At 70.3% G+C, this 21,597-nt stretch carries 19 protein-coding genes; 2 read left to right on the forward strand and 17 right to left on the reverse strand.

What is annotated here, in order from left to right:
- Positions 1-2: 2 nt before the first annotated feature.
- The 8 genes from alaS to AFM16_RS07750 form a co-directional block, all read right to left on the reverse strand.
- Positions 3-2,675, reverse strand: coding sequence for an alanine--tRNA ligase (gene alaS / locus AFM16_RS07715; protein WP_078632864.1), 2,673 nt, complete (start codon positions 2,673-2,675; stop codon positions 3-5).
- A complete protein-coding gene (locus AFM16_RS07720; protein WP_030785903.1) occupies positions 2,675-3,019 on the reverse strand; it encodes a hypothetical protein in 345 nt (114 codons plus the stop codon). The genes alaS and AFM16_RS07720 overlap by 1 nt, the downstream gene beginning before the upstream one ends.
- A 9-nt stretch (positions 3,020-3,028) precedes the next feature.
- A complete protein-coding gene (locus AFM16_RS07725; protein ID WP_030785906.1) occupies positions 3,029-3,469 on the reverse strand; it encodes a DUF948 domain-containing protein in 441 nt (146 codons plus the stop codon).
- Between the two features lie 198 nt (positions 3,470-3,667).
- Positions 3,668-4,282 (reverse strand): 30S ribosomal protein S4, encoded by a 615-nt coding sequence (rpsD, locus tag AFM16_RS07730; protein WP_015661793.1) that lies wholly within the window; start codon positions 4,280-4,282, stop codon positions 3,668-3,670.
- Between the two features lie 303 nt (positions 4,283-4,585).
- Positions 4,586-5,941: a replication-associated recombination protein A gene (locus tag AFM16_RS07735; protein WP_078632865.1), complete on the reverse strand. Its 1,356-nt coding sequence runs from the start codon at positions 5,939-5,941 to the stop codon at positions 4,586-4,588.
- A 43-nt stretch (positions 5,942-5,984) separates the two neighbouring features.
- Positions 5,985-6,644: a vitamin K epoxide reductase family protein gene (locus tag AFM16_RS07740; RefSeq protein WP_030785915.1), complete on the reverse strand. Its 660-nt coding sequence runs from the start codon at positions 6,642-6,644 to the stop codon at positions 5,985-5,987.
- Positions 6,645-6,859: 215 nt separating this feature from the next.
- Positions 6,860-8,122: a histidine--tRNA ligase gene (hisS, locus tag AFM16_RS07745; protein WP_078632866.1), complete on the reverse strand. Its 1,263-nt coding sequence runs from the start codon at positions 8,120-8,122 to the stop codon at positions 6,860-6,862.
- 13 nt (positions 8,123-8,135) lie between these two features.
- Positions 8,136-8,852 carry an MBL fold metallo-hydrolase gene (locus AFM16_RS07750; RefSeq protein ID WP_078632867.1) on the reverse strand — a complete coding sequence of 239 codons (717 nt, stop codon included), beginning with the start codon at positions 8,850-8,852 and terminating at the stop codon, positions 8,136-8,138.
- A gap of 209 nt (positions 8,853-9,061) precedes the next feature.
- Here AFM16_RS07750 and AFM16_RS07755 point away from each other — a divergent pair, with 209 nt between their 5' ends.
- On the forward strand, positions 9,062-9,880 hold the full coding sequence (locus tag AFM16_RS07755; protein WP_030785924.1) for a peptidylprolyl isomerase: 819 nt from the start codon (positions 9,062-9,064) through the stop codon (positions 9,878-9,880).
- A gap of 143 nt (positions 9,881-10,023) precedes the next feature.
- Positions 10,024-11,253: a DUF349 domain-containing protein gene (locus AFM16_RS07760; protein ID WP_030785927.1), complete on the forward strand. Its 1,230-nt coding sequence runs from the start codon at positions 10,024-10,026 to the stop codon at positions 11,251-11,253.
- A gap of 114 nt (positions 11,254-11,367) precedes the next feature.
- Here the strand turns inward: AFM16_RS07760 and AFM16_RS07765 are convergent, their stop codons facing one another.
- The 9 genes from AFM16_RS07765 to AFM16_RS07805 all read right to left on the reverse strand — a co-directional run bounded on the left by AFM16_RS07765 (position 11,368) and on the right by AFM16_RS07805 (position 21,567).
- A complete protein-coding gene (locus tag AFM16_RS07765; RefSeq protein ID WP_030785930.1) occupies positions 11,368-13,893 on the reverse strand; it encodes a RelA/SpoT family protein in 2,526 nt (841 codons plus the stop codon).
- Between the two features lie 184 nt (positions 13,894-14,077).
- A complete protein-coding gene (locus tag AFM16_RS07770; protein WP_078632868.1) occupies positions 14,078-14,617 on the reverse strand; it encodes an adenine phosphoribosyltransferase in 540 nt (179 codons plus the stop codon).
- A complete protein-coding gene (gene secF, locus AFM16_RS07775; protein WP_030785935.1) occupies positions 14,614-15,705 on the reverse strand; it encodes a protein translocase subunit SecF in 1,092 nt (363 codons plus the stop codon). The genes AFM16_RS07770 and secF overlap by 4 nt, the downstream gene beginning before the upstream one ends.
- 3 nt (positions 15,706-15,708) lie before the next feature.
- On the reverse strand, positions 15,709-17,493 hold the full coding sequence (secD, locus tag AFM16_RS07780; RefSeq protein ID WP_078632869.1) for a protein translocase subunit SecD: 1,785 nt from the start codon (positions 17,491-17,493) through the stop codon (positions 15,709-15,711).
- Positions 17,494-17,626: 133 nt separating this feature from the next.
- Positions 17,627-18,136 carry a preprotein translocase subunit YajC gene (yajC, locus tag AFM16_RS07785; protein WP_030785939.1) on the reverse strand — a complete coding sequence of 170 codons (510 nt, stop codon included), beginning with the start codon at positions 18,134-18,136 and terminating at the stop codon, positions 17,627-17,629.
- 288 nt (positions 18,137-18,424) lie between these two features.
- Entirely contained in the window at positions 18,425-19,495 is a 1,071-nt protein-coding gene (gene ruvB, locus AFM16_RS07790) for a Holliday junction branch migration DNA helicase RuvB (protein WP_030785941.1), read from the reverse strand.
- Positions 19,496-19,524: 29 nt separating this feature from the next.
- Positions 19,525-20,130 (reverse strand): Holliday junction branch migration protein RuvA, encoded by a 606-nt coding sequence (ruvA, locus tag AFM16_RS07795; protein WP_078632870.1) that lies wholly within the window; start codon positions 20,128-20,130, stop codon positions 19,525-19,527.
- Positions 20,127-20,675 (reverse strand): crossover junction endodeoxyribonuclease RuvC, encoded by a 549-nt coding sequence (gene ruvC, locus AFM16_RS07800; protein WP_078632871.1) that lies wholly within the window; start codon positions 20,673-20,675, stop codon positions 20,127-20,129. Before ruvC ends, ruvA begins: the two co-directional genes overlap by 4 nt.
- A gap of 139 nt (positions 20,676-20,814) precedes the next feature.
- Positions 20,815-21,567, reverse strand: a complete 753-nt coding sequence (locus AFM16_RS07805; RefSeq protein ID WP_078632872.1) for a YebC/PmpR family DNA-binding transcriptional regulator — start codon at positions 21,565-21,567, stop codon at positions 20,815-20,817.
- Positions 21,568-21,597: the final 30 nt, after the last annotated feature.

Consider the following 21,597-nt stretch of genomic DNA (forward strand, 5'->3'; position numbering starts at 1 on the left):
GCTCACTTGGCCGTCTCGGCCACGAGCCGCTCGACCGCGTCGACGGCGTCACCGACGGCGGCCGGGTTCTGGCCGCCGCCCTGGGCGACGTCCGGCTTGCCGCCACCGCCGCCGCCGAGGGTCTTGGCGGCCGTACGGACCAGGTCGCCGGCCTTGAGGCCGCGCTCACGGGCGGCCTCGTTGGTGGCGATGACCGTCAGCGGCTTGCCGTTGTTCACCGTGAACAGGGCGACGACGGCGGCCCGGCCGCCCTGGATGCGGCCACGCACGTCGAGGACCAGCTTGCGCAGGTCGTCGGGGGTGGTGCCGTCCGGGACCTGGCCGGTCACCACGGCGATGCCGCGGACGTCCTTGGCGGACTCCACCAGACCGGCGGCGGCCTGGAGGACCTTCTCGGCGCGGAACTTCTCGATCTCCTTCTCGGCGTCCTTCAGCTTGCCGAGCATGGCGGAGACCTTCTCCGGAAGCTCCTCGGGACGGCCCTTGATCAGCTCCTGGAGCTGGGCGACGACCGTGTGCTCCCGGGCGAGGAAGTTGTAGGCGTCGACGCCCACGAGGGCCTCGATCCGGCGCACACCGGAGCCGATGGACGACTCGCCGAGCAGCTTCACCAGACCGAGCTGGGCGGTGTTGTGGACGTGCGTGCCGCCGCACAGCTCCTTGGAGAAGTCGCCGATGGTCACCACACGGACCCGCTCGCCGTACTTCTCGCCGAACTCGGCGATGGCGCCCTGCTTCTTGGCCTCGTCGATGCCCATGACCTCGGCGTGCACGTCGAGATCGCGGGCGAGCACCTCGTTGATCTTCTGCTCGACGTCGGTCATCACGGCCGTCGGAACGGCGGACGGCGAGCCGAAGTCGAAGCGGAAGCGGCCGGGCTGGTTCTCGGAACCGGCCTGGGCGGCCGTCGGGCCGAGCGCGTCACGCAGGGCCTGGTGGGTGAGGTGGGTGGCCGAGTGGGCGCGGGCGATGGCCGTACGGCGCCGCCGGTCGATGGAGGCGTGGGCCTTGGCGCCGACGGTCACCTCGCCGACCTGGACGACGCCCTTGTGGACATAGACGCCCGGGACCGGCTTCTGGGTGTCGCGGATCTCGATGACGGCACCGGTGTCCACCTTGATCCGGCCGGTGTCGCCGATCTGGCCTCCGCCCTCGGCGTAGAACGGGGTGCGGTCCAGGACGATCTCGACCTCGTCGCCCTCGGAGGCGGCCGGGGAGGAGACGCCGTCGACCAGGATGCCGACGACGGTGGTCTCGCCCTCGGTGTCGGCGTAGCCGATGAAGTCGGTCTCGCCGGCCTGGTCGGCGATCTCGCGGTAGGCACCGGCGCCGGCGTGCCCGGTCTTCTTGGCCTGGGCGTCGGCCTTGGCCTTGTCCCGCTGCTCCTTCATCAGACGGCGGAAGCCGTCCTCGTCCACGGACAGCCCCTGCTCGGCGGCCATCTCCAGGGTGAGGTCGATCGGGAAGCCCCAGGTGTCGTGGAGCAGGAACGCCTTGTCGCCGGCGAGGACGGCGCCGCCGGCGGCCTTGGTCTCGGTGATGGCGGTGTCGAGGATGTTGGTGCCGGCCCGCAGCGTCTTGAGGAAGGCGTTCTCCTCGGCCAGGGCGACGTTCTCGATGCGCTCGCGGTCGGTGACCAGCTCGGGGTACTGCTGGCCCATCATCGCGATGACGGTGTCGACCAGGTCCTTGACGACCGGGCCGGTGGCGCCGAGGAGGCGCATGTTGCGGATGGCGCGGCGCATGATGCGGCGCAGCACATAGCCGCGGCCCTCGTTGCCGGGGGTGACGCCGTCGCCGATGAGCATCACCGAGGTGCGCATGTGGTCGGTGACCACGCGCAGCGAGACGTCCGAGGCGTGGGCGTCGCCGTAGGCGACACCGGTCAGCTCGGTGGCCTTGTTGATGACGGCCATGGAGGTGTCGATCTCGTACATGTTCTGCACGCCCTGCAGAATCATGGCGAGCCGCTCCAGGCCGAGGCCCGTGTCGATGTTCTTGCTGGGCAGCTCGCCGAGGATCTCGAAGTTGTCCTTGCCGATGCCCTCGCCGCGCTCGAACTGCATGAAGACGAGGTTCCAGATCTCCACGTACCGCTCGTCGTTGACGGCGGGGCCGCCCTCGGCGCCGAACTCGGGGCCGCGGTCGTAGTTGATCTCGGAACAGGGGCCGCAGGGGCCGGGGACGCCCATGGACCAGTAGTTGTCCTTCATGCCGAGGCGCTGGATGCGCTCCTTCGGCACGCCGACGACCTCGTGCCAGATGCGCTCGGCCTCGTCGTCGTCCTGGTAGACGGTGATCCAGAGCTTCTCCGGCTCCAGGCCGTAACCACCCTTGTCCTGGGGGCTGGTGAGCAGCTCCCAGGCGTAACCGATGGCGCCTTCCTTGAAGTAGTCGCCGAAGGAGAAGTTGCCGCACATCTGGAAGAACGTGCCGTGGCGGGTGGTCTTGCCGACCTCTTCGATGTCGGGCGTGCGCACGCACTTCTGGACGCTGGTGGCGCGCGCGAAGGGCGGCTTGACCTCACCCAGGAAGTAGGGCTTGAAGGGCACCATGCCGGCGGGGACGAGCAGCAGAGTCGGGTCGTCCGCGATGAGCGACGCCGAAGGGACGACGGTGTGCCCGCGCTCCTCGAAGAAGCTCAGCCAGCGGCGGCGAATCTCGGCCGACTCCATCAGTGGTCCTCATTCCGGTTGTGCGAGTACGTCGAGCTGTCGAGGTACTTCGGGTGGGTGCGGTTCTCGATGGCGGTGTACCGCCGGGGCGCGGGCAGTTCGGGGTCGTCGCCGATACCGAGGGCGTCCTCGAGTTCGGCCTCCCGTCGGGCCATGTTGTCGCGGACGTCGAGCGCGAAGCCCACCGCTCGGTCCTTGATGCGCGCTCCGGTCTCCAGCGCCTTGTTCGCCGCGGTCGCGGCGAGGCTCTCGGGAGTGAGCTGCTTCAGCTTGCGGTTGACCTTGGTGGTGGCCCAGACCCCGGCGGCGACGCCGGTGGTGAACCAGAAGGTACGGCGGAACATCGCTAGGTCTCAGTCCCTCTTTCCACGGGCGTTCCGCTTCTCCCGCCGGGAGACCGCGCGGCCCACGATCACGGTACGCCGGGACTCCCGGGCGGGCGCGTCCTCCCGGCGGCCGCCGAGGGCCCGGCGGACGCCGTAGCCGAAGGCGGCGACCTTCACCAGGGGGCCGCCGAAGGTGGAGGCGACGGTCGACGAGAGCGCGGAGGCGTTCGACGTGACTTCCTGGACGTCGGAGGCGATCGCGTCGACCCGGTCGAGCTGGGTCTGCGCGGACCGCACCGTCGCGGAGGCGTCGGCGAGCAGCGGGACGGCCTGGTCGGTCACGTCCGCGACGAGTCTGGTGGTCGCCTTGAGCGTCTGGGCCAGTCTCGCCAGCGCGACGGCGAGGAAGGAGACCAGAATCGCCCAGAAGACGGCCACCAGGATGCCGGCCACCTCTCCACCGGACACTGCGCACCCGCTCCCTGTTGTCCCTGTTGTGTGAACACCTGTCTCTGGAGGCGAGCCTATCGCGCCGACGCTGCCGTTCCGTACCGGATTAGGGGCTGTCCGGGGCGGGGTGTCCGGGTGTGCGAAGGCCCGCCGCCCCCGCCCCGAGGGGCGGACGGACGGCGGGCCTTGAGCGCTGGTGCTACGGCTGCCGAGGGATCAGCGGGCGTAGTACTCGACGACGAGCTGCTCGTCGCAGATCACCGGGATCTCCTTGCGGTTCGGCTCACGGTCCAGGCGGAACGCCAGGGCCTTGAGGTTCACCTGGAGGTAGCGCGGGGTCTCGCCCTCGGGGGCGAAGCCGCCCTCACGGGCGATGGAGAAGAGGGTCTTCTCGCGGCTGCGCTCGCGGACCATCACGACGTCGTCGGGACGGACGCGGAACGAGGGCTTGTCGACCTTCTGGCCGTTGACCTCGATGTGGCCGTGCACGACCATCTGACGGGCCTGGTAGATGGTGCGGGCGATGCCCGAACGCAGGACCAGGGCGTCGAGACGGCGCTCGAGCTCGATGATCAGGGCCTCACCGGTCTTGCCCTGGACCTTCGAGGCACGCTCGTAGGCGCGGACGAGCTGGCGCTCGGACACGTCGTACTGCGCGCGCAGACGCTGCTTCTCCAGCAGACGGACCTTGTAGTCCGAGTTCTGCTTGCGGCCGCGGCCGTGCTCACCCGGCGGGTAGGGACGGGCCTCGAAGTACTTGACGGCCTTCGGGGTCAGCGCGATGCCGAGGGCACGCGACTTCTTGACCTTGGGGCGGGACTGGTTCGCCACTGTCCTGTCTCATTTCCTTGATTCGGCTTGCCAGGGTGGTGGGAGGTCGCATCCGCAGCCGGGAAGACCCGCCGGGTTCCGTTGCCGGGCCTGGTGGGCAGCCGCTTCCCTGGTCTGGGCACATACGTGCAGCACGCGAGTGGCCCACCGACCGGTCCCGGCGCTGCGGGTGGTGGTGGGCTGCCCGCGACACCGATCGACGGTGCGCGACGCTCCTGGAGCCGGTCCGGGGACCGGTGCTCCGGCTGACTGTCCCGCTCTGACGGCACGGGACTCAGCACTTCGAGCGATTCTACAGGGTGCTCAGGGCCGCTTCCGACCGAGGTGCTTCCTGGTCCACTCCACGGCGTCCGCGTACCGGGCCTCCGCGCCGTGCCGGGTGGGGGTGTAGTAGGCGCGGTCCTTGAGGGCGTCCGGCGCGTACTGCTGCTCGGCGATGCCCTCCGGCACGTCGTGCGGGTAGACGTACCCCTGCGCGTGCCCGAGCTTTGCGGCGCCCTTGTAGTGCCCGTCCCGCAGATGCGCCGGCACGGGCCCGGCCAGCCCCTTGCGTACGTCGTCCAGGGCGGCGCCGATCGCGGTCGTCGCGGCGTTGGACTTGGGGGCCAGGGCGAGGGCGATGGTGGCGTGGCTGAGGGTGAGGGCGGCCTCGGGGAAGCCGATCATGGCGACGGCCTGGGCGGCGGCGACGGCTATGGGCAGCGCGTTCGGATCGGCCAGGCCGATGTCCTCGCTGGCGGAGATCATCAGCCGGCGGGCGATGAAGCGGGGGTCCTCGCCTGCCTCGATCATGCGGGCCAGGTAGTGCAGCGCGGCGTCCACGTCCGAGCCGCGGATGGACTTGATGAGGGCGCTGGCCACGTCGTAGTGCTGGTCGCCGTCACGGTCGTACTTCACGGCGGCGCGGTCGACCGTCTGCTCCAGGGTGGCGAGGGTGATCTCGCTCTCGTCCTGGTCGAGGGCGGCGCCGGCGGCGGCCTCCAGGGCGGTGAGCGCACGCCGGGCGTCCCCTCCGGCGATGCGCAGCAGATGGGCCTCGGTGTCCTCGGGGAGGGTGACGGAGCCCTTGAGGCCGCGGTCGTCGGTGAGGGCCCGGCGGAGCAGTCCGCGCAGGTCGTCGTCGGTGAGGGGCTCCAGGGTCAGCAGCAGGGAGCGGGAGAGCAGCGGGGAGATGACCGAGAAGTAGGGGTTCTCGGTGGTGGCGGCGATCAGGGTGACCCAGCGATTCTCGACGGCCGGCAGGAGGGAGTCCTGCTGGGCCTTGCTGAAGCGGTGGATCTCGTCGAGGAAGAGGACGGTCTCCTTGCCGTACCCCCCGGTGGCGCGGCGGGCGCCCTCGATGACCGCGCGGACCTCCTTGACGCCTGCGGTGATCGCGGACAGCTCCACGAACCGCTTGTTGGTCGCCTTGGAGACGACGTACGCCAGGGTCGTCTTGCCGGTGCCGGGCGGTCCCCAAAGGATCACGGAGGAGGGTCCTGCCGGGCCCTTGGCGCCCTCGCCGACCAGGCGGCGCAGGGGGGAGCCCGGCTTCAGCAGGTGCTGCTGGCCCACCACCTCGTCGAGGGTGCGCGGACGCATCCGGACCGCCAGGGGGCTCCCCGCGGGGTCCTTCTCCTGGCGTTCTTCTGCTGCGGCGGTGAACAGGTCGGGCTCCACACGGAAACCCTAAATCACCCCACTGACAACGCGGCCCGCGCTGTCAGCTCGTCCAGAAGTCCCACCAGCGGGTCAGGATCAGCATGCCGATGATGCCGATGTGCAGCACGGGCAGGACCCAGGTGAACTCGCCGAAGAAGCTCTTCAGCGCGCGGGGCGCGGGCAGGAAGCCGTTGCGGACGTTGAAGGAGGTCACGTACCAGAACATGAAGATCGTGGCGACCCAGGCGAGCGAGCACCACAGGCACAGGGCGTTGATCCGGTACAGGGACTGGAACATCAGCCAGGCGCAGAAGACGACGCCGAAGAGGGTGCCCGCGTTGAAGGTGAGCCAGTACCAGCGCGGGAAGCGGGCCCCGGCGAGCAGGCTCATGCCGACGCAGATCACGATGCCGTAGGCGACCAGGCCGAGCATCGGGTTGGGGAAGCCGAAGACGGCGGCCTGCTTGGACTCCATCACGCTGCCGCAGGAGACGACGGGGTTCAGGCTGCACCCGGGGGTGAAGGTCGTGCCCGCGACCTTGGCCTCCAGGAGCTTGAACTTGTCGATCGTGATGACCCACGCGGCGAGCAGCCCGGCCGCGCCGGTGATCAGCAGCAGGATCGCGAACGCGCGGCTGCCGCCCGCCGTACCGGCCGCGGGCGCGGGGGCGTGCCCGGACCCGGACTCCGTGGAGACCGCATTGACTGTCGTCTTGCTCATCACGCCGATCCGTCGCTTGAGAGTTGGACCATCTTCGGGCAGGGCCATTGTGCCGCACGAGGGCGGTTCTCCACCGTTCGGCGGACATAAGGAGACCCCGTCGATCACCCCTGAGCGTTCGGTTTCGGCCGACCTGTGCCCCCCGTGGGCACACCCGAGCGAAGGCGGACGGGACGGACGGCCGTGTGACGCCCGTCCCGTCCGCCTCGGCGGCCCTACGCGAGCCGCGACTCCAGCTCCGCGACGATCTCGTTCACGCCGATCGCCGTCTGCTCGCCGGACTCCAGGTCCTTGAGCTGGACGACACCCTCGGCGAGATCACGCTCACCGGCGATCAGCGCGTAGCGGGCGCCGCTGCGGTTGGCGTTCTTCATCGCGCCCTTGAGGCCCTTCGCCCCGAAGGAGAAGTCCGCCGCGACGCCGAGCCTGCGCAGCTCGGTGATCTTCGCGAACAGCAGCCGGCGCGCGTCCTCGCTGAGCGGCACCGCGAAGACGGAGGTCGCGGACGGCAGGTCCAGTTCGACGCCCTCCGCCTCCAGCGCGAGCACCGTGCGGTCGACGCCGAGGGCCCAGCCCACGGACGGCAGGGCGGGGCCGCCGATCATCTCGGACAGGCCGTCGTAGCGGCCGCCGCCGCCCACCGCCGACTGGGAGCCCAGGCCGTCGTGGACGAACTCGAAGGTCGTGCGGGTGTAGTAGTCGAGGCCGCGGACCAGCTTCGGGTCGTCCTCGAAGGAGACGCCCGCCGCCGTGATCAGCTCGCGGACCTCCTCGTGGTACGCCTTGCACGCGTCGCACAGGTAGTCCCGCAGCAGCGGGGCGTCCCCGAGCTGCTTCTGCACCGACTCGCGCTTGTCGTCCAGGACGCGCAGCGGGTTGATGTCCGCGCGGCGCAGGGTGTCCTCGTCCAGGTCCAGACCGCGCAGGAAGTCCTGGAGGGCGGCGCGGTAGACCGGTCGGCACTCCTTGTCGCCCAGGCTGTTGAGCAGGATGCGGAAGTTCCTCAGCCCCAGCGAGCGGTACGCCTGGTCGGCCAGGATGATCAGCTCGGCGTCCAGCGCCGGGTCCTCGGCACCGATCGCCTCGGCGCCGACCTGGGAGAAGTGGCGGTAACGGCCCTTCTGCGGGCGCTCGTAGCGGTAGTACGAGCCGGAGTACCAGAGCTTGACCGGGAGGTTGCCCTGCTTGTGCAGGTTGGCCTCCAGCGCGGCGCGCAGGACGGAGGCGGTGCCCTCGGGGCGCAGGGCCAGCTTGTCGCCGCCCTTCGTCTCGAAGGCGTACATCTCCTTGGTCACGATGTCGGTCGACTCACCGACACCGCGCGCGAACAGCTCGACGTTCTCGAAGCCGGGCGTCTCGACGTAGCCGTAACCGGAGTTGCGCAGCGGGGCGGAGATCGCCTCGCGGACGGCGAGGTACTTGGCGGAGTCGGGCGGCAGCAGGTCGTACGTGCCCTTGGGGGCCTGAAAGGTGCTCACGGAAGGTCTCTCGTCACATTCCTCGTCGGGGAGGGGCCGTGGGGCCCGCTCCCTGGCCGGCGGCCGCCACCTGTCGCAGATACGGGTTGGCGGCGCGCTCCTGGCCGATGGTCGTCTGGGGGCCGTGGCCGGACAGCACCACGGTCGAGTCGTCGAGCGGCAGGCACACGCGGGCCAGCGAGTCGAGCATCTCGGCCATGTCACCGCCCGGCAGGTCGGTGCGTCCGATGGAGCCGGCGAAGAGCAGATCCCCGGAGAAGAAGACCGACGGGATCTCGGTCGTCTCGGGCATCCGGAACGTCACCGACCCCTTGGTATGGCCCGGTGCGTGCGCGACGGAGAACTCCAGCCCGGCGAGGTCCAGCCGTGCGCCGTCGGTCAGTTCACGGACGTCGTCCGGCTCGCCCACGGTCAGTTCGCCCAGCAGCGGCATCCCGATGGAGCGGCCGAGCGCCTTCTCGGGGTCGCTCATCATGAACCGGTCCTCGGGGTGGATCCAGGCCGGCACGTCATGGGCGCCGCACACCGGAACGACCGAGGCCACATGGTCGATGTGTCCGTGGGTGAGGACGACGGCGACCGGCTTGAGCCGGTGCTTCCTGATCGCTTCCTCGACTCCGGGGGCCGCCTGATGGCCCGGGTCGATGATCACGCACTCCTCACCGGCGGCGGGGGCGACGAGATAGCAGTTCGTCCCCCAGGCCCCGGCGGGGAACCCGGCAATGAGCACGATCGTCCTTCGTTGTGGCGGTACGGGAGGGCTTGTCGACCCCCCGCGGGGGTCCTCGACGGGCTCCCCCTGTGGTCAGAGACTACCGGCGCTGCCGATTCCTCAGCGAACCCATATACGGTACGGGGCACACGCGGGCGATCGGCTCATGAGACGCACGCGTCCTTGTCGACGGACCAGACGCACGAGACGCACGAGGAGAGAACCCGGTGGTCACCCAGGAACAGCGCAAGCGTCAGCTCGCCCGGGAGAAGTTCTTGCGGCAGCAGCAGCGCCGCACGGCAGCGCGCCGCAAGGCACGCGTGCGCAACTCGGTGATCGCGTCCGTGCTCGGCGTGATCGTGGTGGGCAGCGTGGCGCTCTACACGTCGGGCGTCATCAAGGGCGACGACGACAAGACGAACGCGAGCGCGGACACCACTCCGGCCGCCTCCCCCACTCCCGTCGAGGACCCGTGCGAGAAGGCCGCTCCGGGGAAGGTCAAGGAGGTCAGCTCCAAGAAGGAGCCGGCGATGACCATCGACAAGTCGGCCGACTACACGCTGAAGCTGGCGACGACATGCGGTGACATAGACATCCCGCTGAAGACGGCCGCGGCCCCGCACACCGTCAACTCCTTCAACTACCTCGCGGGCAAGGGCTACTTCGACCACACCAAGTGCCACCGGCTGACCACCAACGGGATCTACGTGCTCCAGTGCGGCGACCCGACGGGCACCGGCAGCGGTGGCCCCGGCTACACCATTCCGGACGAGAACCTCAAGGACAAGAGCCTCAAGAACAACGTCTATCCGGCGGGCACGGTCGCGATGGCGAACACCAGCCAGCCGAACACCGGCGGCAGCCAGTTCTTCCTCGTCTACCAGGACAGCCAGCTCCCGCCCAACTACACACCGTTCGGCACCGTCTCGGCCGAGGGCATGAAGGTGCTCGAGAAGATCGCGGCCGCGGGCGAGAACACCGGCGCCGGTGACGGTGCCCCGAACGCGACGGTCGTCATCGACAAGGCGACGGTCTCGAAGTCCTGACATCCAGGCGGCCAGCAGCGGAATTTCGGTCGCGCTGGATGCGGACAGGCAACCCGCCGGTCGCCTATGTTGGCCGTGACGAAACTGTGGACGATGCCCGGGGGCGCCGAAGCCCCTCGGAGGCATCATGTGGAGGAGGCGCTGTGAGCAGCGACCCGTGGGGCCGCGTCGACGAGACGGGGACCGTGTACGTGCGTACGGCCGAGGGCGAGCAGGTCGTCGGTTCCTGGCAGGCCGGCTCCCCCGAGGAGGCGCTGGCCTACTTCGAGCGCAAGTACGAGGGCCTGGTTGTCGAGATCGGCCTCCTCGAGAAGCGAGTGCAGACCACCGACCTGTCGGCGAAGGACGCCCAGGTCGCCATCGACCACATCCGCGAACAGGTCGACGCGCACCACGCGGTCGGCGACCTGGACGCGCTGCGGGGCCGGCTGGACAAGCTGGTGGCGACCGTGGAGTCCCGCCGGGAGGAGCGCAAGCAGCAGCGGGCCAAGCAGTCCGACGAGGCCCGCAAGGCCAAGGAGGACCTGGTCGCCGAGGCCGAGCAGCTCGCGCAGTCCGACCAGTGGCGGGCCGCCGGTGAGCGGCTGCGCGCGCTGGTGGACACGTGGAAGGGTCTGCCGCGGCTCGACCGCAAGTCGGACGACGAGCTGTGGCACCGGTTCTCGCACGCGCGCTCGGCGTTCTCCAAGCGCCGCAAGGCCCACTTCGCGCAGCTCGACGCGCAGCGCGAGGAGGCCCGCCGGACGAAGGAGCGGCTGGTCGCGGAGGCCGAGGCGCTGTCCGGTTCGACGGACTGGGGTCCGACGGCGGCCCGGTACCGCGAGCTGATGGCGGACTGGAAGGCCGCGGGCCGCGCCCAGCGCGAGCACGAGGACGACCTGTGGAACCGCTTCCGCGGCGCCCAGGACGTGTTCTTCGCGGCGCGCAGCTCGGTCTTCGCCGAGCGGGACGCGGAGCAGACGGAGAACCTCAAGCTCAAGGAGGAGCTGGCCGAGGAGGCCGAGAAGCTCCTGCCGATCGGCGATCTGAAGTCGGCGCGGGCCGCGTTCCGCACGATCAACGAGCGCTGGGAGGCCATCGGCCATGTCCCGCGGGACGCCCGGCCGAAGGTCGAGGGCCGGATGCACACCGTGGAGCGGGCGCTCCAGGAGGCCGAGGAGGCCGAGTGGCGCCGGACGAACCCGGAGGCACGCGCGCGTGCCGAGGGTCTCACCGGTCAGCTCCAGGCCGCCGTGGACAAGCTGAAGGCGCAGATCGAGCAGGCCCGCGCGCAGGGCAACTCCGCGCGTGCCGACAAGCTGGAGCGTGAGCTGGAGGGCCGCCAGGCCCTGCTGGACCAGGCGCTGAAGGGTCTCCAGGAGTTCGGCGGCTGAGGCCCGCCCGGCTGGCTGGCTGGCTGGCTGGTGAGAACGCCGAGAGGCCCCCGTACGCGATGTACGGGGGCCTCTCGGCGTTCTCGCCGCGTTCCCGGGGCTGCGGGGCCGTTCTCAGGGCCTGCGGGCCGAGGTCACCCGGTAGACGTCGTAGACGCCCTCCACGCCCCGTACGGCCTTCAGGACGTGGCCCAGGTGCTTGGGGTCGCCCATCTCGAAGGTGAAGCGGGAGGTGGCCACCCGGTCGCGGGAGGTCTGGACGGCCGCGGAGAGGATGTTGACGTGCTGGTCGGACAGGACGCGGGTGACGTCCGAGAGCAGCCGGGAGCGGTCCAGCGCCTCGACCTGGATGGCGACCAGGAAGACCGAGGACTGGGTGGGCGCCCACTCGACCTCCAGGATCCGCTCGGGCTCCCGGGACAGTGACTCCACGTTGACGCAGTCGCTGCGGTGAACCGATACGCCACTGCCGCGGGTGACGAACCCGATGATCGGGTCGCCGGGGACGGGCGTGCAGCAGCGGGCCAGCTTGACCCAGACGTCGTCGACGCCCTTGACCACGACACCGGGGTCCTGGTTGCTGCGCCGCTTGCGGCTGCGGCTGCGGGACGGGACGGCCTCGTCGATCTCCTCGCTGGCCGCCTCCTCCCCGCCGAGCGCCTGCACCAGCTTCTGTACGACGTTCTGCGCGGCCACATGGCCCTCGCCGATCGCCGCGTACAGCGAGGAGATGTCGGGGTAGCGCATCTCGTGCGCCAGGGTGACCAGGGAGTCGCCGGTGAGGATGCGCTGGATCGGCAGGTTCTGCTTGCGCATCGCGCGGGCGATGGCGTCCTTGCCCTGTTCGATCGCCTCGTCGCGGCGCTCCTTGGAGAACCACGCGCGGATCTTGTTGCGGGCGCGCGGCGACTTGACGAACCCGAGCCAGTCCCGGGAGGGACCCGCCCCGGCCGCCTTGGAGGTGAAGACCTCCACCAGGTCGCCGTTGTCCAGCGTCGACTCCAGGGGGACGAGCCGGCCGTTGACCCGTGCTCCTATCGTGCGGTGGCCGACCTCGGTGTGGACGGCGTAGGCGAAGTCCACCGGGGTGGCACCGGCCGGGAGCGCGATGACGTCACCCTTCGGGGTGAAGACGAAGACCTCGTTGCGGGAGAGGTCGAAGCGCAGGGACTCCAGGAACTCGCCGGGGTCCTCGGTCTCCTTCTGCCAGTCGAGGAGCTGGCGCAGCCACGCCATGTCGTTGAGGTGGTCGTCCTTGCCCTTGCCGGCCTTCGGCACGTCGGTGCGGACCTTGGAGGCGCCGGCCACGGCCTCCTGCTTGTACTTCCAGTGCGCGGCGATGCCGTACTCGGCGCGGCGGTGCATGTCGAACGTGCGGATCTGGAGTTCGACGGGCTTGCCGTTGGGCCCGATGACCGTCGTGTGCAGCGACTGGTACATGTTGAACTTGGGCATCGCGATGTAGTCCTTGAACCGCCCCGGAACCGGGTTCCAGCGGGCGTGGACGGTGCCCAGGGCCGCGTAGCAGTCGCGGACGGTGTCCACCAGGACGCGGATGCCGACCAGGTCGTAGATCTCCGCGAAGTCCCGGCCGCGGACGATCATCTTCTGGTAGACGCTGTAGTAGTGCTTCGGGCGGCCGGTGACGGTCGCCTTGATGCGGGCGGCGCGCAGGTCGGACTGGACCTCGTCGGTCACTATGGCCAGGTACTCGTCACGCTTCGGCGCCCTCTCGGCCACCAGCCGTACGATCTCGTCGTACATCTTGGGGTAGAGGATCGCGAAGGCGAGGTCCTCCAGTTCCCACTTGATGGTGTTCATGCCGAGGCGATGGGCGAGCGGCGCGTAGATCTCCAGGGTCTCGCGCGCCTTCTTCTCCTGCTTCTCGCGCTTGAGGTAGCGCATGGTGCGCATGTTGTGCAGGCGGTCGGCGAGCTTGATGACCAGGACGCGGGGATCCTTGGCCATGGCGACGACCATCTTGCGCACGGTCTCGGCCTGCGCGGCCTCGCCGAACTTGACCTTGTCCAGCTTGGTGACGCCGTCGACGAGCAGCGCGACGACGTCGCCGAAGTCACGGCGCAGGTCGTCCAGGCCGTACTCGGTGTCCTCGACGGTGTCGTGCAGCAGGCCCGCCATGAGGGTGGCCGGATCCATCCCCAGTTCGGCGAGGATCGTGGTCACCGCGAGGGGGTGGGTGATGTACGGGTCGCCGCTCTTGCGCTTCTGGCCGCGGTGCCAGCGCTCGGCGACCTGGTACGCCTTCTCGATCTGGCGCAGGGTCGACGTCTCGATCTTGGGGTCGTTGCTGCGGACTATGCGCAGCAGCGGTTCCAGGACCGGGTTGTAGGGGTTGGCGCGCTGGACGCCGAGCCGGGCGAGGCGGGCGCGGACGCGGTTGGAGGAGCCGCCGGAGCGGGCGGCGGGCTGTCCGGCCGCCGGGCGCGCGGCGGGGGTGGCCGGGGACCGCTCGGGCGGGGCCGGCTTGGGACGGGTCCGCTCGGCCGGCTTGTCGGCGGGCGCGGAACGGTCGTGCTCGACCGGCCCGCCGCCGTCCTGCGCGTGCGCCGCGGGCTCGGCCGCGGCGCCCGCGGCGGAGTCGGGCTTGGCTGCGGTCAGGTGCTGGGCCTCGTCTGGCAAGAGGACTCCTCGTGCGCGATCCGGTTCCCCCGGTCAGGCCCCGGAGGACCCATCGTAGCGATCCCGGGCTCCGGGATCGCCTTCAGGCCGCTGTGACGGCCGTCCACCTGGGGAACACGAGAGGCGGGCACCGGATTCCTCCGGGCCCGCCCCTGTGACGTACGACCGTCGCGTACGGCCGTGGTCAGACGGTGAGCAGTGCCTCCAGCGGGGCTCCGTCCAGGGCTGCCTGGAGGCGGGGGCGGCCGTCGAGGAAGCTCAGTTCCATCAGGACGGCGACGCCCGCGACCGCGGCACCCGCGCGGTGGACGAGCCGGATCGACGCCTCGGCGGTGCCGCCGGTGGCGAGCACGTCGTCGACGACGAGGACGCGGTCGTCGGCCGTGAGGTCCTCGGCGTGGACCTCGATCTCGGCCGAGCCGTACTCCAGGTCGTACGCCTGGCTGAGGGTGGCTCCGGGGAGCTTGCCCGCCTTGCGTACGGGGATGAAGCCGAGCCCGGCCCGGACCGCGACGGGGGCGCCGAGGATGAAGCCCCGGGCCTCCAGGCCGACGATCTTGGTGGCGCCGGTGCGCTCGGCGATCTCGGCGAAGGCGTCGGTCAGCGCCGTGAACGCGGCGGGGTCCGCCAGGAGCGGGGTGATGTCCTTGAACATCACGCCCGGCTCCGGGTAGTCCGCCACATCGCGGATCCGGCTGAGCAGCAGCTCCTCGACGTCGGTCATCGCCGCTTCCCGGAGGGCCGGCGACGGCTGCGCGGCGCGGACTGGTCGCGCGGTCCGACGACGGCCGGAGTGGCGTCCTCGGCGTCGTAGCCCCGGCCGTCCGAGATGCCGTCGTCGGAGGCGGCCTGGGCGCGCTTGGCCAGGACCCGCTTCTTCAGGGCCCGCATCTGCGGCTCGCGCTCCTTGAGGTCGGCGACGAGCGGCGTGGCGATGAAGATCGACGAGTAGGCACCGGCGGCGAGGCCGACGAACAGCGACAGCGAGATGTCGTTGAGCGTGCCCGCGCCGAGGAAGCCGCCGCCGATGAACAGCAGGCCCGCCACCGGCAGCAGCGCGACGACCGTGGTGTTGATCGAGCGGACCAGGGTGCCGTTGATCGACCGGTTGGCGACCTCGCTGTAGGTGTAGCGGGTCTGCTTGGTGAGGTCCTTGGTCTGTTCCTTGAGGGAGTCGAAGACGACGACCGTGTCGTACAGCGAGTAACCGAGGATGGTCAGCAGACCGATCACCGTGCCGGGCGTGACCTCGAAGCCGACGAGGGCGTAGATGCCGACCGTGATGGTGATGTCGTGGATCAGTGCGATCAGCGCCGCGATGGCCATGCGCCACTCGAAGGCGATCGCCAGATAGATCACGACCAGGACCATGAAGATCGCCAGGCCCTGCCATGCCTTGTTGGCGATCTGGTCGCCCCAGCTCGGGCCGACCAGGTCGGCGGCGATCGACTCCGGGTCGACCTTGAAGTCCTTGGCCAGTTCGTTCTTGATCTGGTCGGACTGCTCGGTGTCCATGCCGGCGATCTGGATGCGCAGCGTGCCGTTGCCCAGCTTCTGCACGACCGCGTCATGGCCGGAGGCGTCCGTCGCGAACTCCTCGGCCTGGGAGACGGAGACGCTGGTCTTCTCGGTGGTGAAGACGGCACCGCCCTGGAAGTCGATGCCCATGTTCAGGCCGCGCACCGCCAGGCCGACGATGGCCGTGATGGTGATCAGGATCGAGATGCCGTACCAGAGCTTGCGGTGGCCGATGAAGTCGTAGCTGATCTCGCCACGGTGCAGTCGGGCGCCGAGGTTGCCGAACTTCGACATCGCTCACGCCTCCTTCGTGTCGACAGGGCCGGCGCCAAGACCGGACGGGCGGCGGGTGCGACGCAGGGGCGGCTGGGCGCCCAGGCTCTTCGGATCGAGGCCGGACCACTTGTGGCCGTCGGCGAAGAACTTGCGGCGGGCGATGAGCGTCATCAGCGGCTTGGTGAAGAAGAACACCACGACCACGTCGAGGACGGTGGTCAGACCGAGCGTGAACGCGAAGCCCTGGACCTTGCCGACGGTGACGACGAAGAGCACCGCGGCGGCGAGGAACGACACGAAGTCGGAGACCAGGATGGTGCGCCGGGCGCGCGGCCAGGCCCGCTCGACGGCGGGGCGCAGGGTGCGGCCCTCGCGAATCTCGTCGCGGACGCGTTCGAAGTACACGATGAACGAGTCCGCCGTGATGCCGATGGCGACGATGGCCCCGCAGACGGCCGGGAGGTTCAGCGCGAAGCCGATGGCCGGGCCGAGCAGCGACATGAGCACGTAGGTCAGGGCCGCGGAGACCAGCAGCGAGGCGATCGCGATGAGCGACAGACCGCGGTAGTAGGCCACCAGGTAGATGATGACCAGTCCGAGGCCGATGGCACCGGCGAGCAGACCGGCGTGGAGCTGGTCACCGCCGAGCGCGGCGGTCACGGTGGTCACGCTCTGCTCCTTGAAGGAGAGCGGGAGCGCGCCGTAGGACAGCATGTTGGCGAGGCTCTGGGCTTCGTCCTGGGTGAAGCTGCCGGAGATGTAGGCGTTGCCGCCGGTGATGGCGGTCTGGACGTACGGGTGGGACACGACGTCGTCGTCCAGAACGATCGCGAACTCGTTCTGCGGGCTGGTCTGCTGGGCCAGCTTGGAGGTGACGTCGGCGAACTTCTTCGCACCGCCGGAGGTGAAGGTCATGTCGACCCGCCAGCCCGCGGCGGTCTGGGTGTCGAAGGTCGCCTGGGCCTTCTTGACCTCCGTGCCGTCGACGTCGACCGGGCCGAGCAGGAACTTGTTCCACACCTCGCCGTCCTGGCCGCAGGCGACGGTGTCCTGGCCCCGCTCGGCGTCCTTGCCGGCGGCGGCACGCTGCTTGGGGTTCGTGCAGTCGAGCGTGGCGTAGTTCTTCGCGGCGGCCGAGGCGTCGTCACCGGAGGCGGACGCTGAGGGGCTGTCGCTCGCCTTCGGGGTGCTGCTGCCGGACGGCGTGGGCGCCTTCTTCAGGGCGTCGGTGACGGCGCGGCCCTGCGAGGTGGCACTGGCCGACGGGCTGGAGGAGCTCTCGGAGACCTTGTCGCCGGCCTTGTCGGCGGCCTTGTCCGTGGGCGACGCGCTCGGGGAGGCGGAGCCGCTGGGAGAGGCGGAGGCGCTGGGGTCGGTGCTCGGGGTGGCGTCCGCCGAGCCGCCCTGCGCCTCGCGCTGGAGGACCGGACGGAAGTACAGCTTGGCGGTGGTGCCGACCTGGGCCCGGGCTTCCTCGGAGTTGGTGCCCTTGGGGATGTTCACGATGATGTTGCGGTCGCCCTGGGTCTGCACCTCCGCCTCGGAGACGCCCAGGCCGTTGACACGACGGTTCATGATCTCGACCGCGGTGTCCATGTTGGCCTTGTTGATCGCGGACCCCTGGTCGGCCTTCGCCTCCAGCGTGATGCTGGTACCGCCGGCGAGGTCGATGCCCAGTCGCGGGGTGGTGTGACCGGAGGCGAACATGCCTCCGGTGAGCCCCACGATGGCGATCAGGATCAAGGCCAGCGAGCGCCCTGGCTTGCTCTGGGCGCCCGCGCTCCGGCCCTTCTTGGGTGCTGCCACCTTCTCGTACTCCCTCTCGGGCCGCCCTGCGCCGGGTCAGCGCTGCGGCGGCCATGACATGTAGTCGGGATCTCCGGCGAGATGCGCACACCCCGGGGCGCACGGGTGTGTTCCGTGCGCCCCGGGAGCGTGACTACTTCTTCGCGTCGGAGTCGCCGTCGGTCTTCTTCGGCTCCTCGTCGGCCTCGGCCTCGGCGGCCTGCTCCTCGACCTCGTCGGTCGCGTCCTTCTTGCCGAGGTCGACGGACGCGTCGTCGGAGGCGGCGGCAGCTTCGTCGGCGGAGTCGTCGGCGTCGGCGGACTTGGTGAGGGAGGAGGCGTCGTCGGGGACGACGTCGGAGTCGGACTTCAGGTCGTGCTCGATGCCGTGGACGATGCGGTTGTACTCGTCGTCGGTCAGGACGGCGCCGATGGAGTTCTTGGCGAAGAGCAGCTCCACGCCGGGGCCGGCGTCGAGGAGGACCGTGTCGTCACTGACCTCCTTCACCGTCGCGTACATGCCCCCGATGGTGCGGACACCGCTGCCGGGCTGCATTTGGTTCCGCATGTCGGCCGCCTGCTGCTGCTTCTTCTTGGCCGACCGGGTCATCAGGAACATGGCCCCGATGAGCACGATGAACGGGAGGAGGGTCACGAGACTCACGGGTCGGTACTTCCTTCAGACGACCGCGATGGTGAGCGGCCTGATGGATGGGGGTATGTGTGTCGCCGACAAGGGCGGCATCGGCGGAGTCTAAGCGAGTCCGCGTGCATGGAACAACGCTCAGCATGGCACCTGGGTTCCTGACCTTGCGAATGTCCCCGCCGACGGCCCGCCCGCAGGCCCGCCGATGTCCCCGATGTCACGCCGACGTCCCGGTTGTCCCCGCGGACCTCCCCGTGAAAGTTCCCGCGGGCCGTCCGGTGGTCATGCTCCGAACAGATCCGGACGTCATGTCCCGAACAGATCTTGCTGCCCGCCGGCCCCCGCCGCGCGCGGCGGCGTGAGGCCGAGATGCGCCCAGGCGGCCGGGGTCGCGACGCGGCCGCGCGGGGTGCGGGCGAGCAGCCCCTCCCGGACGAGGAACGGCTCGGCGACCTCCTCGACGGTCTCGCGCTCCTCCCCCACGGCGACGGCGAGCGTGGACAGGCCGACCGGGCCGCCGCCGAACAGCTTGAGCAGGGCCTCCAGGACGGCCCGGTCCAGCCGGTCGAGACCGCGGGCGTCGACCTCGTACACCGCGAGGGCCGCCGAGGCGATCGGGCGGTCGATCACGCCGTCCGCCTTGACCTGCGCGTAGTCGCGGACGCGGCGCAGCAGCCGGTTGGCGATACGGGGCGTGCCGCGGGAGCGGCCGGCGATCTCGGCGGCGCCCGCGGTGTCGATCTCGACGTCGAGGAGGTGCGCGGAGCGGTGGACGACCCGCTGGAGCTCCGCGGGCTCGTAGAACTCCATGTGCGCGGTGAAGCCGAAGCGGTCGCGCAGCGGGGGCGGCAGCAGGCCCGCGCGGGTGGTGGCGCCGACCAGGGTGAAGGGCGGCAGTTCGAGCGGGATGGCGGTGGCGCCGGGGCCCTTGCCGACGATCACGTCGACCCGGAAGTCCTCCATGGCCATGTAGAGCATCTCCTCGGCGGGCCGGGACATGCGGTGGATCTCGTCGAGGAAGAGGACCTCGCCCTCCTGGAGGGAGGAGAGGATCGCGGCGAGGTCGCCGGCGTGCTGGATGGCGGGGCCGGAGGTGATCCGGATGGGGGCGCCCATCTCGGCGGCGATGATCATGGAGAGGGTGGTCTTGCCGAGGCCGGGGGCGCCGGAGAGCAGCACGTGGTCGGCGGTGGCGCCGCGCGCGCGTGCGGCGCGCAGCACGAGGTCGAGCTGTTCGCGGACCTTCTCCTGGCCGATGAACTCGCCCAGGTCCTTGGGGCGCAGGGCGGCCTCGACGGCCTGGTCCTCGCGGTCGGCGACCGAGTCCACCAGCCGGTCCGCGGCGGCGTCGGTGTCGGTCGTGTCGTCCCAGTTCATGGATGTGCCTCAGGGGTGCGTGGTGGGGGTCAGCGGGCGCGGTTCAGGGTCTGGAGGGCGGCCTTGAGGAGGTGGCCCACCTGCGGGGCGCCCTCGGCGGCCTCGGCCTGCGGGGTGACGGCGGTGACGGCCTCGTCGGCCTCGCGGGTGGCGTAGCCGAGGCCGATCAGGGCGGCGTGCAACTGGTCGCGCCAGCCCTGGGTGACCGGGGCGCCGAGCGCGGGGGCGCCGAGCGGCTCGCCGAGTCTGTCCTTCAGCTCAAGGAGCAGTTTCTGGGCGCCCTTCTTGCCGATGCCGGGGACGGCGATCAGCGCCTTCTCGTCACCGGTGGCCACCGCGCGGCGCAGGGCGTCGGGGCGGTGCACGGCGAGCATGGCCTGGGCGAGCCGCGGGCCGACCCCGCTCGCGGTCTGGAGCAGCTCGAACACCTGTCGCTCGTCGTCGTCCGCGAAGCCGTACAGGGTCAGGGAGTCCTCGCGCACGACGAGGGAGGTGGCCAGTTTCGCCGGGCGGCCCAGGCGCAGTCCGGACAGGGTGTCGGGTGTGCACTGGACGGCGATGCCGATGCCGCCCACCTCGACCACCGCGGAGTCGGGGGCGAGGGCGGCGACCGGTCCGCTCACGAAGGCGATCATCCTCTGCGGCCTTTCGATGTCGAGGGTGCGCCGGCCGCGTGCAGGGCGACGGCCTGCTGCAACCGGTTCTGCGCGGGAGCGCGCCAGATGTGGCAGATGGCGAGGGCGAGGGCGTCGGCGGCGTCGGCGGGCTTGGGGGGCGCGGCGAGCCGGAGCAGCCGGGTGACCATGGCGCCGACCTGGGCCTTGTCGGCGCGGCCGCTGCCGGTGACGGCGGCCTTGACCTCGCTGGGCGTGTGCAGGGCGACGGGGATGCCGCGCCGGGCGGCGCACAGCATGGCGACGGCGCTGGCCTGGGCGGTGCCCATCACGGTCCGGACGTTGTGCTGGCTGAACACCCGCTCCACGGCGACGAATTCGGGCCGGTGCTCGTCGAGCCACTGCTCGATGCCCTGCTCGACGGCGACCAGGCGCTGCCCCAACTCGGCGTCCGCGGGCGTGCGGACGACACCGACGCCGAGCATCGTCAACGGCCGCCCCGCGACGCCCTCGACGACTCCGACACCGCATCGCGTCAGTCCGGGGTCGACCCCGAGTACCCGCACACGCCCTCCCCTGCATCTCTCCGGCTTCGCCGGCCGGTACCCCCAGTTCGTGCAGGCTATCCGGTGCCACTGACAACGGCGGCGGGCCGGTGGGGTGTGTCCCACCGGCCCGCCGGAATCCGCTCGGTCCGCGACGGCGTTACGCGTCGACCTTCTCCATGATCTCGTCGCTGACGTCGAAGTTGGCGAAGACGTTCTGCACGTCGTCGCTGTCCTCCAGCGCGTCGATCAGCTTGAAGATCTTCTTGGCGCCCTCCTCGTCCAGCTCGACCTGCATGGTCGGGACGAAGTTGGCCTCGGCTGAGTCGTAGTCGATCCCGGCGTCCTGGAGGGCGCTGCGGACGGCGACCAGGTCGGTGGCCTCGCTGAGCACCTCGAAGGACTCGCCGAGGTCGTTGACCTCCTCGGCACCGGCGTCCAGGACGGCACCGAGGACGTCGTCCTCGGACAGCTCGCCCTTGGGGACGATGACGACGCCCTTGCGGTTGAACAGGTACGACACCGAGCCCGGGTCGGCCATGGAGCCGCCGTTGCGGGTCATGGCCACGCGCACGTCGGAGGCGGCGCGGTTGCGGTTGTCGGTGAGGCACTCGATGAGCACCGCGACGCCGTTCGGACCGTAGCCCTCGTACATGATCGTCTCGTAGTCGGCGCCGCCGGCCTCGAGACCGCCGCCGCGCTTGATGGCGGAGTCGATGTTCTTGTTCGGGACCGACTGCTTCTTGGCCTTCTGGACGGCGTCGTACAGCGTGGGGTTGCCCTCGAGGTCGACGCCGCCCATCCGCGCGGCGACCTCGATGTTCTTGATCAGCTTCGCGAAGAGCTTGCCGCGCTTGGCGTCGATCACGGCCTTCTTGTGCTTCGTCGTAGCCCATTTAGAGTGGCCGGACATCTGCCTGTCTCCTTCGCGTAACCATCCAAC

This window comes from Streptomyces antibioticus, from assembly GCF_002019855.1.
GTDB classification, from domain to species: Bacteria; Actinomycetota; Actinomycetes; order Streptomycetales; family Streptomycetaceae; genus Streptomyces; species Streptomyces antibioticus_B.